12 protein-coding genes are annotated in these 15717 nt (G+C 67.4%); 4 read left to right on the plus strand and 8 right to left on the minus strand.

Features of this window, described 5'->3' with window-relative positions; genetic code table 11:
* Window positions 1-95: 95 nt before the first annotated feature.
* The gene (locus tag OG203_RS26290) at window positions 96-1535 is read left to right on the plus strand and encodes a TerD family protein (RefSeq protein WP_405159936.1); all 1440 of its coding nucleotides are present in this window, start codon (window positions 96-98) and stop codon (window positions 1533-1535) included.
* 31 nt (window positions 1536-1566) lie between these two features.
* A complete protein-coding gene (locus OG203_RS26295) occupies window positions 1567-3195 on the plus strand; it encodes a TerD family protein (RefSeq protein WP_405159937.1) in 1629 nt (542 codons plus the stop codon).
* On the opposite strand, the gene OG203_RS26300 is transcribed toward OG203_RS26295, so the two are convergent.
* The 3 genes from OG203_RS26300 to OG203_RS26310 all read right to left on the minus strand — a co-directional run bounded on the left by OG203_RS26300 (window position 3177) and on the right by OG203_RS26310 (window position 8378).
* Complete coding sequence (locus OG203_RS26300) at window positions 3177-4949, minus strand: glycosyltransferase family 87 protein (protein ID WP_405159938.1); 1773 nt, start codon at window positions 4947-4949, stop codon at window positions 3177-3179. The two genes, OG203_RS26295 and OG203_RS26300, sit on opposite strands and share 19 nt — an antisense overlap.
* A 176-nt stretch (window positions 4950-5125) precedes the next feature.
* A complete protein-coding gene (locus OG203_RS26305) occupies window positions 5126-7870 on the minus strand; it encodes a transglycosylase domain-containing protein (protein ID WP_405159939.1) in 2745 nt (914 codons plus the stop codon).
* Window positions 7871-7967: 97 nt separating this feature from the next.
* Complete coding sequence (locus OG203_RS26310; protein WP_191093751.1) at window positions 7968-8378, minus strand: DUF5318 domain-containing protein; 411 nt, start codon at window positions 8376-8378, stop codon at window positions 7968-7970.
* A gap of 170 nt (window positions 8379-8548) precedes the next feature.
* Between OG203_RS26310 and OG203_RS26315 the strand changes: the two genes are divergently transcribed.
* Both OG203_RS26315 and OG203_RS26320 read left to right on the plus strand, forming a co-directional pair.
* Window positions 8549-9106: a PadR family transcriptional regulator gene (locus OG203_RS26315; protein ID WP_107653374.1), complete on the plus strand. Its 558-nt coding sequence runs from the start codon at window positions 8549-8551 to the stop codon at window positions 9104-9106.
* A complete protein-coding gene (locus OG203_RS26320) occupies window positions 9099-10199 on the plus strand; it encodes an inositol-3-phosphate synthase (protein WP_405159940.1) in 1101 nt (366 codons plus the stop codon). The genes OG203_RS26315 and OG203_RS26320 overlap by 8 nt, the downstream gene beginning before the upstream one ends.
* 89 nt (window positions 10200-10288) lie before the next feature.
* On the opposite strand, the gene OG203_RS26325 is transcribed toward OG203_RS26320, so the two are convergent.
* The 5 genes from OG203_RS26325 to OG203_RS26345 all read right to left on the minus strand — a co-directional run bounded on the left by OG203_RS26325 (window position 10289) and on the right by OG203_RS26345 (window position 15661).
* On the minus strand, window positions 10289-10714 hold the full coding sequence (locus OG203_RS26325) for a GyrI-like domain-containing protein (protein WP_218472361.1): 426 nt from the start codon (window positions 10712-10714) through the stop codon (window positions 10289-10291).
* Window positions 10715-10724: 10 nt separating this feature from the next.
* Window positions 10725-11183, minus strand: coding sequence for a GyrI-like domain-containing protein (locus OG203_RS26330; protein WP_405159941.1), 459 nt, complete (start codon window positions 11181-11183; stop codon window positions 10725-10727).
* A 188-nt stretch (window positions 11184-11371) separates the two neighbouring features.
* Complete coding sequence (locus tag OG203_RS26335) at window positions 11372-13537, minus strand: transglycosylase domain-containing protein (protein WP_405168008.1); 2166 nt, start codon at window positions 13535-13537, stop codon at window positions 11372-11374.
* Between the two features lie 313 nt (window positions 13538-13850).
* Window positions 13851-14729 carry a carbohydrate ABC transporter permease gene (locus OG203_RS26340; RefSeq protein WP_405159942.1) on the minus strand — a complete coding sequence of 293 codons (879 nt, stop codon included), beginning with the start codon at window positions 14727-14729 and terminating at the stop codon, window positions 13851-13853.
* Window positions 14729-15661, minus strand: a complete 933-nt coding sequence (locus OG203_RS26345) for a carbohydrate ABC transporter permease (protein WP_405168009.1) — start codon at window positions 15659-15661, stop codon at window positions 14729-14731. The genes OG203_RS26340 and OG203_RS26345 overlap by 1 nt, the downstream gene beginning before the upstream one ends.
* Window positions 15662-15717: the final 56 nt, after the last annotated feature.

Below are 15717 nucleotides of genomic sequence, written 5' to 3' on the forward strand. Positions count from 1 at the left end.
AACTGTCGGGGGTCATCGACTCGTTTACCTGAACCGTCACCCGCGCGTTTCTCGTAGAGTGGCTTTCGAACGCACCGACAAGCGAAGGGTCTAACTTGTCCGCAACACTCGCCAAGGGCCAAAACGGTCCGCTGGCCACGAACGACGTGGTGGTCTCCATCCAGCTCACGGCGCCCGCGGATCTGTCCGCACTACTGGTCACCGAACAGGGCAGGGTTCGCACCGACGCGGACTTCGTCTTCTTCAACCAGCCGAGCGGACCTGGGGTCACCTTGCAGCCCGCGCCTGCCGGGCAGCCCGCCTCGCTTGCGGTGTCGTTGAACGCGGTGCCGTCCGATATCGCGCAGATCCGCGCGGTGATCACCCTGGACGACGCGAACAGTAACTTCGGCCGGTTCCCCGCGCCCACCGCGATCGTGTCGGACCCGACCGGTAATCGGTTGTACGAGTACCAGATCGAGGGTTTGAGCAGCGAGTCGATCGTCATCGCGCTCGAGCTGTACCGCCGCCAGGGCAGCTGGAAGGTGCGCGCGGTCGGGCAGGGTTACGCGGGTGGTTTCGCGGCTCTGGTCACCGACCACGGTGTGACGGTCGATGATTCGCCAGCCCAGCCCACTCAACAGGCCCAGCCTGTACCGCAGGCCGCGCCGCCGCCCGCCTATCCGGCCCAGCAGCCTCCGGCCTACCCGACGCAGCCCGCCCCGAACTACCCGCCGCCGACTACGCCCGCGTACCCGGCGCAGCAGGATCCGCAGTACGCGCCGACCGGTGGCTACCCGCCGCCCGGACCGGGTTACCCCCCGCCCGGCCCCGGCTACCCGCCGCAGGGCCCGGGCGGCTACCCGCCGCCACCAGGACCAGGCGCGCAATACCCGCCGCCCGCGCAGGGCGGGTATCCGCCGCCGGGGCAGCCGGTTCAGCAGCAGCCGCCCGCCGAGATCAGTCTGAGCAAGGACCGTCCGGTCAGCCTGACCAAGGGCCAGCGGGTCACCCTGCGCAAGGAGGGCGGCGCCGCGCTGACCTTCGTCAAGATGGGCCTCGGCTGGGATCCGGTGAAGAACCGCGGCATGTTCGGCAACCGCACCGTCGATGTGGATCTCGACGCGTCGGTGGTCATGTTCGCCGACACGAACCCGGTGGACGTCGCCTACTACGGCCAGCTGACCTCCAAGGACGGCTCGATCCGGCACCAGGGCGACAACCTCACCGGCGAGGGCGAGGGTGACGACGAGGTGATCCTGGTCGACCTGACCCGCATCCCGGCGCACGTGAGCACGCTGATGTTCATCGTCACCTCCTACAAGGGGCACACCTTCGAGCAGATCCAGAATGCGTTCTGCCGCTTGGTCGATGGCACCAACAGTGCCGAATTGGCCAGGTACACCCTGGCCGGTGGCATGCCGTTCACCGCGATGGCGATGGCCAAGGTCTTCCGCGTCGGCAACGACTGGAAGCTGCAGGCGATCGGCGAAGGCTTCGCGGCCAAGCACCCCGGTGAGGCGGTGCCGCACCTCGGCCGGTTCCTGAAGCACTGATCGAGGCGGCGCGGACAGCAAGGCAGACAACGTGATTCAACTCAAGGCCGGGCAGAACATCGCACTGAGCGGCGATGTTCTCCGGTTCGGTGCGAAAGCCGATGCCGCGCTGGATGTTTCGGCACTGGTGGTGGCGGAGAACCTCAAGGTGTTCGCCGCGGAAGACTTCGTCTTCTACAACCAGCCGAGCGCCGCGGGGGTGCGGCTGACCGGGGACGAGGTGACGATCACGCTGCCTCAGGTGCGCGGTGACGCCAAGGCGGTGCTGCTGGTGGTCAGCGCCGATCCGGCCGTGCCCGCCAGGCAGGGCGGTCTCGGCTCGATCACCGCGATACTGTCCGAAAACGGCGACGTGACAGCGGAATTCGTGATCACGCCGTCGTCGGGGGAGGCGGCGCTCATCTGTCTGGAGGTGTATCGCCGCGGCACCGATTGGCGGCTGCGCGCCGTCGGGCAGGGCTACTCCGGCGGCCTCGGGGTGCTGCTGACCGCGCACGGCGTCGAGGTCGAGGACGATCCGGCGGACCCGGCGGCGCAAACCGGTTCGGCGGCGCAGACCGGCGACGTGCCGCAGCCGAGCGCGATCCAACAGCCGGGCCCCGGTGTGCACACCATGGCCGGGCCGATGGCCAGCGAGGCCCGCTCGGTTGTCGGGGCGCCGCTCGAGGTCGGGCACGGCCTTGAACGCCTGTGGATGATCTTCGAGGACGCCGCCCGCTCGGCCGCCGCGCTGGTCTCCGCCCGCGACTACGCGGCAAAGCGGCTCGACCACGAATTGTCCGCCGCCGTCTCGGATCCCGCGACCAGGAACACCCCGGCCGCCGACGTGGCGCGCCGCACCGCGCAACAACGCAACGACGATTTGATCGCCACCGCCGAGAGCAACCATCAGCGCGACAGCGCGCAGCTGGTGCGCGAACTCGCCGACGCCGACCTGATGCTGCCGCCCGCCCTGGCGTCCTGGGACTCACCGGTCTGGGACAAGCCGATCACGCCGAGCGACGGCATCCGGCTCGGCGAGCTGTACGCGCTCGACCGTGGCACGCTGCGGGTGCCGTATTGCGTTCCGGTGCCGTTGAATCGGCCGCTGTGGATCGATACCGATTCCACCCGGGCGGTTGCGCCGGTGCTCAGTGCGCTGCTCGCGCGGCTGCTCACCTCGGCGCCCGGTCGGCGCACGCTGGTCGACATCATCGATCTGACCGGGGCGTTCAGCGGCTTCACCGGGCTGCTCGCGCCGGTGCTGAACGGGCCGCCGGTCACCGACCACACCGATATCTCGGAGCGGCTGCAGGCCCTTGTCCAGGCCGCCGAACTGGCCGAGCTGGCCTTCACCAGCGGAATGGGCAGTCCGCCGAAGGAGCACCGGATTCTGGTCGCTGCCGATTTCCCGCACGGTTACCAGAGTTCGGACGCACAACGGATCGGGTCGCTGATCATGCGTGGCGATCTGATCGGGCTGTCCACGGTGATCATCGGCAGCGACGAATCCAACGCCGACGACGCCACCGTCGCGATGCTGTCGCAGTCGTGCAGGCACCTGCCGACCATCGACGGGACACCGCTGTTCGATCCGTGGACCGGCAGCCCGTGGCAGCTGGACCTGGACATGCTGCCGCAGGAACCGGGCCTACTCGCGCGCTATCTGCGCACCCACTGAGTCTGGTCGCCGACCTGCGGGTTCCACTCGCGGGTCGGCGCGACCCTCGGCCGCAACACCTCGGGTAGCCACGGCAGCAACGGATCCGGGGCACGGTCGACGATGCCGCCGATCGGATCGTCGACGTAGTCGCGGCGCACCAGATCCTCCTCGGGACGATAGATCTGCCGAACGATCAAGGCGCACAAGGCGATCACCGCGAGGTCGCGTAGCACAACGGTGCCGGTGAACCACTGCTCGGGCAGGCCCTTCTTGTCAAGGCCGAGGTAGTAGAACATGCGCGGCGCCCAGACCAGCGCGTCGATCGTCATCCAGGTCAACAGGATTCGCCGGTGCGGCAGCGCGAGCACGGCGATCGGCACCAGCCACAGCGAGTACTGCGGGCTCCACACCTTGTTGGTCAGCAGGAACGCGGCGACCACCAGGAAGCACAGCTGCGCGAGCCGGGGCCGCTGTGGTGCGGTGAGCGCGATGTAGCCGATCACCGCGCACGCGGCGACGAACACCAGCAGCGATACCGCGTTCAGGATGACCGGTTGTTGCGCGTGACTGAGGTCCCCGTCGAAACCGGCCCAGCCGGTGAACGAGGTGATCACGTTGTAGATGGAATCCGGGTCGGCATGCCGAGAGGTGTTGAGCCGGAAGAATTCTCGCCAGCCGTTCGGATACAGCGCGGCGATGGGCAGGTTCACCACGACCCAGGTGCCGAGCGCGGCCAGCACCGTGACGGCCGCGGCACCGAGCGGTCGGGTGCTGAGCAGGTGGACGCGATACGGGGTTTCGCGGATCCAGTCCCGTGCCATCGACCAGCTGTTGATGTCGCGCAGGCGCAGCCCGAGCTGGGTGCTCGGCAGCCGCTGCATCGGGTCGGCACGCAGGCACAGCACCACGATCGGGCCGAGCAGCAGCAGCGGATACAGCTTGGCGGCGCCGCCGAGTCCGAGCAGCAGACCGGCGAGCGTGGGCCGTCTTCGCGCCCAGGCCAGCAGGCCGGTCGCGGCCAAAGCCGTTGCCAGCGCGTCGAAATTGGTGAAGATATGTACGAGCACCAGCGGCGAGCAGGCGACCAGCGCCGCGTCCCACACCCGGCGCCCGGCCAGCTGCGCGGACGCCCACACGGTGACCAGCCAGGCGAGCGCGAGGCCGAACGCGACGACGTTGAAGTAGATCACCACCTGCAGCGCGCCGGGCAGCGGCGAGGCATCCCAGGCTTTGGCGATCCGCATCGAAAGGTATTGGTACAGACCGGATAACACCGGATATTCCATGTACCGGGTTTCCCGGTCACCGTCGGAGGTCTGTTCGGTCCAGTCCTTCTTGTACGGGAAGGCGCCCTCGTTCAACCGCTCCGCGCCGTAGAGCGGCACCGTGTCCGAATAGCACATCGCGATGTACTGGCGACCGTTGTTCCAGTCGAGGGTGAGCGATCCGTCCGCGGCGCCGGTCTGCTGAATGCAGCCCGCCTTGCCGAACCAGCCGAACGCGAGGAAAACCACGGTGAAGGCGAGCAGCACCCGCATCGGCGTCCAGAATCGGACCCGCCCGATCAGCGCGTGCTCACCGACCGGCCCCCCGATGACCGTGCACAACTGGGCGGTCAGCGAATCATTGCGACTCGGCCGATCCCTGGCGTCGGCCGACCGCAGATCCGGCGCGAGCGGGCCGGGGGCGACGTAGTGCGCGCCACCGGAAGGCGCGCCCGTGTGCGGCACGCTCCCGTTCGTTCGCTGGTTCACCAGTTCCTGATCGGTCACGGCACCCGACGCTACCTTGGGTTCTGATATCGGTTCGATCGAGTCATCCCCACTCGCGGTGTGGAGGCGCTACGCGCAGTGCGGATTACGCTTCCGTAAGCATTGCTTGCTGTGCCGAATTCGCGGGCGGAACCTGCGGCACCATAGCGTGTTCGGCCAGGTGCCGCAGGCTCGGACTACCTGCTGCGAGTGGTTGGCGGAGCCCCGGTGCTCTCACCCTGCCCGCCGTATCCGTTGGTGCCGGGCCGCGGCGTACCCGTCGCGCTCGGCGACGACCCGTCGGTGGGCGCAACCGGCTGGCCTGGCAGCGGCCCCGGGCCGCCATCTTCGTGTTGTTGCTGCTGCTGTTGTTGCTGTTGTGCCTGCGGCCGTGGCTGGGCACCGGGGATCTGGATCGGACCGAACGGGGTATCGATCTGCGGCGGCAGCATGATCGGCGGGATCAGCGGTGCCGCCTCGGTGGTGGACGGCGGGGTGTACGGCGCCGACCACGCTGGCACACCGGCCTGACCCTTGATCGGCGCCGGCTTCGGGAAGGTCTCGTTCTTCGTGCCGTCCAGCGCACCGTCCATGGTGGCCTTCCAGATGTCGGACGGCAGACCGGAACCGTAGATCATGGTGCCCTGGTAGTTACGCAGCGCCGTGCTGTCGACCGCACCGACCCACACGGCGGTCGAGAGGGACGGCGTGTAGCCGACCATCCAGGCGTCCTTGTTGTCGAGGGTATCGCCGAGCTGGGCGGTGCCGGTCTTGGTGGCCGACTCGCGGCCGCCGGCCAGATTGTGGTTGCGCGACCACGCCGCGATGGGTTTCATCGCGTCGGTGACGTTGTCGGCCACCGCGGCCGAGACGCGCGACTCGCCCGCCACCTCACCGCGATCCAGCAGCACCGAGCCGTCGGCGGCGACCACCTTCTGCACGAAATGCGGTTTGTGGTAGGTGCCCGAGGCCGCCAAAGTGGCGTAGGCGGAAGCCATGTCGAGTGGGCGGGATTGGTACTGGCCGAGCACGATGCCGTTGTTCGGGCCGCTGCCGTCCGTCTCGGTGAGCGACGGGCCGACGCCGGGAATGTTCTCCGGAATGCCGAGTTTGTGTGCCATGTCGGCGATCTTCTTGGGACCGTTGCCCATGTCGACCTCCATCCGGTAAAAGCTGGTGTTCAGCGAGCGCTTCAAAGCCTCGGCGATGGTGCAGGTGCCGCACCCTTCACCCTCGACGTTGGTGACCTTGATGCCGTTGACGGTGACCGGTGAGCTGTCGTACAGCTGCGAGAGCGGAACGCCCTGCTCGAGATTCGCCGCGAGACCGAACACCTTGAACGACGAGCCAGGCTGCAGACCGGCGTTGGCGTAGTCCCAGCCCTGGCCGTCCTCGCCGCCGTAGTAGGCGCGCACCCCACCGGTCTTCGGATCCACCGAGACGACCGCGGCACGCAGCTTCTCCGGCTCGCCCTGCATCTTCTTCTGCGCCGCGTCGACGGCCGCCTTCTGCGCCTTCGGATCGATCGTCGTGGTGATCGACAGGCCGGCGGTGTTCATCTGCTGCTCGCTGATGCCCTCGGCGGACAACTCCTTGAGCACCTGGGTCTTGATCAAGCCCTCCGGGCCGTTGTCCAGGGTCTTGTCCTTGGTGGTCGACACCGGGGCAACGCGCGGGTACTGCAGGCCTTGCCGTTCGGCCGCGGGTAGGTTGCCGCCAGCCACCATGCCGTCGAGCACATAGTTCCAGCGGGTCTTCGCGCCCTCGGGATTCTTCTCCGGGTCGAGGCCGGAGGGCTGCTGGATGGTGGCGGCGAGCACCGCGCCCTCGGCGGGGGTCAGTTCCGTCACCGGCTTTTCGAAGTAGGCCTTGGCGGCCGCGTCGATACCGTAGGCGCCGCGACCGAAGTAGATGGTGTTCAGGTACGCGGCGAGGATCTCGTCCTTGCTCCACTGCCGCGCCATCTTGGCCGAGATGACCAGCTCATGCATCTTGCGGGTGAGCGAGCGTTCGTCACCGACCAGGGCGTTCTTCACGTACTGCTGGGTGATCGTCGAACCACCACCTGCGCTTTCCTTGCCGAGGACGTTGTCCCTGGCGGCGCGCGCGAAGCCGGAGATGGAGAAGCCAGGGTTGGAGTAGAAGTCCCGGTCCTCGGCGGCGATCACCGCGTTGCGGACGTGCGCCGGGATCTGCTCGATCGTGACGTCGCTCCGGTTGCCTTCCGGCGGAACGACTTTGCTGACCACCGTCTCGCCGTCGGAGGCGAGGATGGTCGCGACCTGATTGGTTTTGAGGTCGCCGGGCTTGGGTACCGAAACAGTCGTGTACGCGATGAGGAACACGCCGCTTGGGATCAGGATGGCCATCGCCATCATCACGTAGATGACCCGGCGCACGATCCGCCACGGCGACTTCTTCTTCGCACCGGGTTTGCGCTTGCCAGGTCCGCCGGAGTCGCCGCCGCTACCGCCGTTGCGCCGCGGAGGTGGGCCGGACGGCGGGCCGCCCGCGGTCTGCCTGCGTTCGCCGGTGCCGTTGCCAGGGTCGCCGACGCGACGGGCGCGCTCGGCGGTCGGGCGCGGTCCGGTGGGCGGGCCAGCACGCCTGGCCGCATCGGTCAGCGCGTTGCGCTCGATCTTCTGGGTCGACTGCGCGCCGGGCGGCGGGGCCGGGTTCGGCCGTCCCTGTGGCGGCCGCTGCTGCGGCGGCGGGGGCGGCCCTGGCCGACGCTGCGGTTGCGGGCCGCGCAGTTCGCCGGGGTAGGGGGCGGGACGCTGCGCGGGCGGCGGGCCAGGCCGCGCGCCGGGCGGCGGCGGGCCGGGGCGCGGGGCTTGATACGGATTGGGACCTGGCTGTGAACTCCGTGGAGGACGGCCGCCGTGCGGTTCATCGCCGTAAGGGGAAGTCTCGTAGGGCGAATTCACTGACAAGATCTCCATAACTCGTAACGGTGCGGGTGGCTCGGAGCGGTCGCGTCGACCGCGGCGGACACATAATGGCTCCGCGAGTCACCCGACGGGCAGATGACCAGGCATTTCATTCGGCTGCGGTGCGCCGGGTCCCGGTGCGACGGCGCGTTGGCGCCGGCGTGGTACCGAGGACGTAGGACTGCACCAGATGATTCCAGCTGCAGCTCCGGCATACCTCGACGACATGCACCGAGAACTCCTCACGAGTCTCGGCGAGGCGCGTCAGCTCCTCTGGTGTGCGAGCAGATCCCGCCACGGGTCCGAGACCGTCGCCGTAGACCCAAGATACAAGCGTGAGCTGTTCTTTCCGGCAGATCGGGCATGTGACCTCGCTCCCCCGCCCGTGGAACTTGGCCGCACGCAGCAGGTAGGGATTCGCATCACATACCGAGGCGACATCGACGCGGCCCGCATACACGTCGGCCAGCAATGACCGGCGCCGGAGGGCGTAGTCGACCACTTGCCGCTGGATTCGCACGAGAACCAGAGTAGCGGTGTTGCCGAGGGGCCGCCCTGGCTCAGGGGTATGAGATACCCGGTAGATCCACGTTTATATCGACCAGGACTGTGCACGGTTATATCGGTCCGATATAGTTTGGAGTCGCATCCATCGGTTAGGTCTGTACATAGTCAGGGAGGTGAAGCCCGGTGCTCGAGCTGGCAATTCTCGGGCTGCTCCTCGAATCGCCCATGCACGGCTACGAGCTGCGCAAGCGGCTGACCGGCCTGCTCGGCGCGTTTCGGGCCTTCTCCTACGGGTCGCTCTATCCCACGCTGCGCCGCATGCAGTCGGACGGGTTGATCGCCGAGGAGATCCCTGCGGGCGTGGTCACTCGCCGTGCCCGCCGCGTTTACCAACTGACTCCGGCGGGCCGCGAGCGGTTCAGTGAACTGCTCGCCGATACCGGACCGCAGAACTACACCGACGACGGCTTCGGCGTGCACCTCGCCTTCTTCAGCCGCACCCCCGCGACAGCGCGGATGCGGATTCTGGAGGGCAGGCGGCGTCAAGTCGAGGAGCGCCGAGAAGGGCTCCGGGAGGCGATCAAGAAGGCCAGCGGGTCACTCGATCGCTATACCCGGCAGCTCCACCAGCTCGGACTCGAATCAAGCGAGCGCGAAGTGCGCTGGCTCAACGAGTTGATTGCGGCGGAGCAATCGACGAAGGCGGCACCACAGAAAGAGGGAAATATCGGCCATGAGTGATGACAAGAAGGCTGACAACGCCACAGAAGTTCGCGTCGCCATCGTAGGTGTGGGTAACTGCGCTTCCTCGCTGGTCCAGGGTGTGCAGTACTACAAGGACGCGGACGAGACCGCGACCGTGCCCGGGCTCATGCACGTCAAATTCGGCAAGTACCACGTCCGGGACGTGAAGTTCGTCGCCGCGTTCGACGTCGACGCGAAGAAGGTCGGGTTCGACCTCGCCGAGGCGATCTTCGCTAGCGAGAACAACACCATCAAGATCTCCGACGTGCCGCCGAGCGACGTTGTCGTGCAACGTGGTCCGACCCTCGACGGCATCGGCAAGTACTACGCCGAGACGATCGACCTGTCCGAGGCCGAGCCGGTCGACGTGGTCAAGGTGCTGAAGGACAACAACGTCGACGTGCTCGTCTCCTACCTGCCGGTGGGTTCGGAGGAGGCCGACAAGTTCTACGCACAGTGCGCCATCGACGCCAATGTCGCTTTCGTCAACGCGCTGCCGGTGTTCATCGCCTCCGACCCGGTGTGGGCCGAGAAGTTCACCAAGGCGGGCGTTCCCATCGTCGGTGACGACATCAAGAGCCAGGTCGGCGCGACCATCACGCACCGCGTCATGGCCAAGCTGTTCGAGGACCGCGGTGTGCAGCTGGACCGCACCATGCAGCTGAACGTCGGCGGCAACATGGACTTCAAGAACATGCTTGAGCGCGAGCGGCTCGAGTCGAAGAAGATCTCCAAGACCCAGGCTGTCACCAGCAACCTGAAGAAGGAGATGGGCGCCAAGGACGTGCACATCGGCCCGTCCGACCACGTCGGCTGGCTCGACGACCGCAAGTGGGCCTACGTCCGCCTGGAAGGCCGCGCCTTCGGTGACGTGCCGCTGAGCCTGGAGTACAAGCTCGAGGTGTGGGACTCGCCGAACTCGGCGGGCATCATCATCGATGCGGTGCGCGCGGCGAAGATCGCCAAGGACCGCGGCATCGGCGGACCGGTCATCCCGGCCTCGGCGTACCTGATGAAGTCCCCGCCCAAGCAGCTCGCCGACGACATCGCGCGTACGCAGCTGGAAGCGTTCATCATCGGCGCCGACTAGTTCGGTAGCGCTGAGTAATTCTGGCAGTGAAATGAGCCGGGCCCCACGAAAGTTCGTGGGGCCCGGCTCATTTGGCGTTGCGATGCCGATCAGTCCAGCGAGACGTAGACCTCGACCGAGGTCGGCCCCGTGTAACGCTCTATCTCCGCGGTGTGCGAGCGGGTGATGGTTCCCGCGCTCTCCGCCTTACGGACCTGGGCCCACGCGGTGCGCAATAGGTCGTAGGGCTTGTCGGAGACGACGAACTTGGCGTAGCGGCCCTGCGGGACGCGGGTGAGCACGTCGCCGGAGTCCATCTCGTCCATCGACGCCACCTCGTAGCCGAGCACGGCGACGGCGTGGTCGTTCTGGCCGATGTAGGCGGCGACGCGCGGCACGCTCTTCTCCCGCGCCAGGTAGCGGTCCCAGGTGAAGTTCACCAGGTCGAGGTCGCGCGCGGTCACCTCGCGTCCGGCGAGCGGGACGGTCAGTCCGGCGACCAGGCTCTCGTCCAACGTGACAATCTCGAAGTCCACAGTGTTGTTCCTACCCGTCGACTTGATCGTCTGCCAGCGCTACGAAGACTTCGGCCGTTCGCGCGTCGGGATAATGCTCCCAATCGCCGGTGTAGGCGCGCACGAACCGGCCTGCGGCCTCGGCGTCCCACACCGAGCGCCAGATGTGCACGATGGTGTCGCCGAGGTTGTCACCGCTCGCGGTGAAGCGGGCGAAGCGGCCGGCCGGCACCCTGGCAAGCACGTCACCGGGCAGTAAGTCGTCGACGCCGCGGCAGCGGTAGCCGACGATGTGGGTCAGGTACGAATTGATTTCCGGCGCGTGATCGACGTACGCGGTCGTCGGCGCCCCGGGCAGCTGGCGGGCCAGGTTGCGCTTCCACGCCTCTTCGACTTTCGCGCGGCGCGGTCCTTCGACCGCGAGCGCTGGGCTGCGAAGTACTGTTCCCGCCACCAGCGTCTCGGGTTGGTCAACGACATTGAAATCCACCGGCGTAGCCCCTATGTCTCGTCTGTCTCCAATTGGCGGCGTCGTCGCTCGAGCGCATATCCTTCCGCATCGATCCCGCGGCGTCGGCGTCGGCCTTGTCCGACACACTCGCTGTTCGCTCTCACTCTGGCAAACGATGCTGCCATGTCATCCGTTCCCCCGGGTGCGGGAAGGTCACAGCATCATCGCTATCCAGGCACCGGGATGGTCAGCCCGGGAAAAATTTCCACTTCCTTAGGCTGCTGCGGTGGCGGCGGGATGATCACGATCGGCTCCTTCGTCGGACTCGGCGGCGGATTCAGGATGTCGAACGGACCACCGGACGGCTTGTTCGCGGGCGGCGGCGCGACCACCGCGGCCGCCGGGGCGGGCGTGCCGGGGAACTGTTCGACCGGGGTGCCGTCGAGCGCGCCGTCCATCACCTGCTTCCAGATATCGGCGGGCAGGCCGGACCCGTAGATGTCGGCGCCGCGCGAGGTATGGATCGGCTGCGACTGTTCGGTGCCGATCCAGACCGCCGTCGACAGCGACGGGGTGAAGCCGATCATCCAGGCGTCCTTGTTCAGCTTGGACTCGCCGAGCTGGGTGGTGCCGGTCTTCGCCGCGGACGGTCGGCCACCGGCGAGGGCGTGTCCGTTGGAGTAGGCGGCGATCGGCGTCATCGCCTGCGTGGTGTTGTCGGCGATCGCGCGCGGGATGCGCTGCTGCCCCTCTGGCAGCTGCTTACCGGTCTGCTGTTCGGGCGCGCCACGGTCGAGCAACACCCGGCCGTCACCGGTCACCACGCGCTGCACGAAGTACGGCTGGTGATAGACGCCGGACGCGCCGATCGTGCCGTACGCCGACGCCATGTCGATGGGTCGAACGAGGTACTGCCCCAACACGATTCCGTTCAGCGGTCGCCCGCCGTCCTCGGTGAGCGTCTTGCCGGCGACCCCGGGGATCTCCGCCGGAATGCCCGCCGAGTGCGCGGCGTCGGCAATGGCCTTCGGTCCGTCGAACATCGACATGGTCAGCCGGTAGAAGCTGGTGTTGAGCGAGCGTTTCAGCGCCTCGGCCATGGTGCACCGGCCGCACGACTCACCGTCGACATTGGTGATCTTGGTGCCGCGGTCGGTGACCGGCGAACTGTCCAGCATGCGATTCAACGGAATGCTCTGCTGCTGCGCGGCGACCACCGCGAACGGCTTGAACGCCGACCCGGTCTGCAGCGGCGCCTGGGCGAAGTCGTAGCCGATGCCGTCGTTGCCGCCGAAGTAGGCGCGCACCGCGCCGGAGCGCGGGTCGATCGACACGATGGCGGCGCGCAGTTCCGGCGGCTGGCCGCTGAGCCGGTCGTGCACCGCGGTGAGCACGGACTGCTGTGCCTTCGCGTCGATGGTCGTGGTGATCTGCAGGGCGCCGGTGTCGAGCTCGTGGTCGCTGATGCCGGAGGAGCGCAGTTCGCGCACCACCTGCGCGCGGATCAGGCCCTCGGGGCCGCGCGCCACGTTGTCGTCGGGGATCTCGTTGAGCGGGATGATCCGCGGGAAAACCGTGGCGTCCCGGTTGCCCGGCGCGAGGATACCCATCTCGACCATGCCTTCGAGCACGTACTTCCAGCGCGCGGTCAGGTCGGGCAGGTGCGTTTCCGGGTCAAGGATCGACGGAGTGCGCACCAGCGCGGCGAGCACCGCGCCCTCGGCGAGGGTCAGCTGATTCACCGGCTTGTTGAAGTAGGCCTTGGTCGCGGCGGCGATGCCGTAGGAGCCGCGGCCGTAGTAGATGGTGTTGAGGTAGGCGGCGAGGATGTCGTCCTTGCTCCACTGCCGCGCCATCTTGGCCGCGATGACCAGCTCGCGCATCTTCCTGGTGAGCGTGCGCTCGGAGCCGAGGAAGGCGTTCTTCACGTACTGCTGGGTGATGGTGGAGCCGCCGCCCGCGTTGTCGCGCCCGAGCACGTTGTCGCGGGCGGCGCGCAGGAAGCCGGAGGCGGAGTAGCCGGGGTTGGTGTAGAAGTTGCGGTCCTCGGCGGAGAGCATCGCGTCGCGGACCGGCTGGGGCACCTCGGCCAGCGGGACCGGGGTCCGATTGCCGTTCGGCGGCACGACTTTGGCGATGACCGTGCTGCCGTCGGAGGCGAGGACGGTGGCGATCTGATTGGTCTGTACCGAGTCCGGATCCGGGATCTCGGCGCTCCAGTAGACGAGCACGAACAGCAGTGTCGGCACCGCGCCGAAAATGATGAACAGGGCGAGCACCAGACGCCGGAAGCGTTCTCCCCGGGTGCGCGGCGGGCGATTCGGATCGGGAGTCGGGCGCGGCGTCTTCGTCGAGCGGGTGTGTCGCTTGCCGCGTGTCGGCGTGGTGTCCAGCTCGTTGAAGCCGGCGATCGAGGCGTAGGGCGCGGTCTCCGGCTTGGCTCGGCGCCCCTTGCGCAACGACCTCACGACCGCGCCGCACTGGCGCGCGGCTCCGTCGTGCGCGCGGGCGCACCGCATCGTCGGTTCACGATCATCTCCTCCCGGAGCGTCGGCCGAAACTCACCTGCACGAACAACGATCGGAAATGGGCCCCCACGGGCCCGACTTTACTCGCGCCGTGGGTGACCCGCGATGCTATCACCGGGCCGAGATGGCACACCGTAATTCCGGCGATTACCGGAAATACATGCGCTGAGCGGGTGTTCTAGCTCTTGACGCCACCCGCGGTGAGACCGGAGATGATGCGACGCTGGAACAGCAGAACCATGATGACCAGCGGGATCGACACCATGGTGCCCGCGGCCATGATCGCGGCATACGGCTCGACCAGCGGGTCGTTTCCGGAGAATCGGGCGACCGCGACGGTCACCGGTTCGGTCTTATCGGCGGAAAGCAGTCGGGCCAACAGGTATTCGTTCACCGCGGCGATGAACGCGAGGATCGCGGTGGTGAATACCGCTGGCGCGGCCAGCGGCAGCATCACCAGCCGGAACGCCTGCAGCTTGGTCGCGCCGTCGATCCGCGCCGCCTCCTCGAGTTCCCACGGCAGTTCGGTGAAGAACGAGGCGAGGATGTAGACGGTCATCGGCAGCACGAACGAGATGTTCGGGATGATCATCGCCTGGTAGTGCCCGATCCAGCCGATATTGGTGAACAGCTGGAACAGCGGGGTGACCAGCACGACCACCGGGAACATCGACGCGCTCAGGATCAGCCCCGACACCAGGTACTTGGCGCGGAAGGTGAGTCGCGCCAACGCGTACGCGGCGAGCACGCCGATCAGCAGCGCGACGACGGTGGTGACCGAGCCGATGATGACGCTGTTCACCAGCGCCCTGCCGAAGTTGTTGCCCCGGCTGGTATCGAAGGCGTTGCGGAAGTTCTCCAGCGTGAGATGGGTCGGCCACGGCGTGTTGTCGAAGGTGTAGTCGGGGTCGCGGAACGCGGTGACGGCCATCCAGTAGAACGGCCCGAGCCCCCACACCAGCACGATGGCCACGCCCGCGTACAGCCGCACCGACTTGAGCCGCTGTGACCACGGAACCGATGGCGCGACACGCTTTTCGGCAGTCTGTACCGACATCAGTGCGCCTCCCGCTGTTCTTCCTGGGTGCGGACCGCGTTGGCGCCCAACACCTTCACCAGCACGAAGGCCACCGCGAAGATCATCAAGAAAGTGATGGTCGACAGTGCGGCCGCGCTGTTGGGGCCTTGCCTGACCTGATCGACCACCAGGATCGACACCACCCGGGTTGCCGGGTTGCTCAGCGTCATGATCGCGGGCAGGTCGTACATGCGCAGCGCGTCCATCGTCCGGAACAGCACCGCGACCAGCAGCGCCGGCTTGAGCAGCGGCAGCGTGATCTGGGTGAACCGCTGCCAGGCCGAGGCGCCGTCGACCCTGGCCGCCTCGTACACATCGGCCGGGATCACCTGCAGACCGGCGAGCAGCAGCAGCGCCATGAACGGCGTCGTCTTCCACACGTCGGCCGCGATCACCGCGAACCGCGCCGGCCACGCGTCGGAGGTCCACAGGATGTGTGTGCCGAGTACCCGGTTCACCACCCCGTCGTACTGGAACATGAACTCCCACAACCGCGCGGTGACCGCCGTGGGAATCGCCCACGGGATCAGCACCGCGGCGCGCAGCAGCGCACGCCCCTTGAACGTCTTGCCCATCACCATGGCGAAGCCGAGGCCGAGGGTGGCCTCCAGGGTCACCGTGATCACGGTGAAGAACAGCGTGACGCCGATCGCCAGCCAGAACTGCGAACCGAGGGTGCCGGTCGGGCAGCTGACCGTCTCGCCGCCCGCCTGGCACTGCTGCAGCAGCCAGTGCGTGTAGTTCGAGAAGCCGGCGCTGCCGCCCTCGACGAACATGCCCGTCGCCGGGTCGAGACCCGAATCCTTCTGGAACGACATCCATAGCGCCCGGATCACCGGGTAGCCGATGACTATGGCCAGCGCGAGCAGCACCGGCGCGACGAACAGCCAGGCTTTGCCGGAGCGCCGCATTTCCAATGCCAGGGTCTCGCCGAGGCCACGCTTGCGTGGCAGGAACTCATCGCTCG

This window comes from Nocardia sp. NBC_01499 (assembly GCF_045040275.1).
Classification (GTDB): Bacteria; Actinomycetota; Actinomycetes; order Mycobacteriales; family Mycobacteriaceae; genus Nocardia.

Bases quoted from the DNA above. Each gene is read 5' to 3' on its own strand.
- OG203_RS26320 (WP_405159940.1), top strand. From the start codon at position 9,099: ATGAGTGATGACAAGAAGGCTGACAACGCCACAGAAGTTCGCGTCGCC.
- OG203_RS26345 (WP_405168009.1), bottom strand. From the start codon at position 15,661: ATGCGGCGCTCCGGCAAAGCCTGGCTGTTCGTCGCGCCGGTGCTGCTC.
- OG203_RS26305 (WP_405159939.1), bottom strand. From the start codon at position 7,870: ATGGAGATCTTGTCAGTGAATTCGCCCTACGAGACTTCCCCTTACGGC.
- OG203_RS26340 (WP_405159942.1), bottom strand. From the start codon at position 14,729: ATGTCGGTACAGACTGCCGAAAAGCGTGTCGCGCCATCGGTTCCGTGG.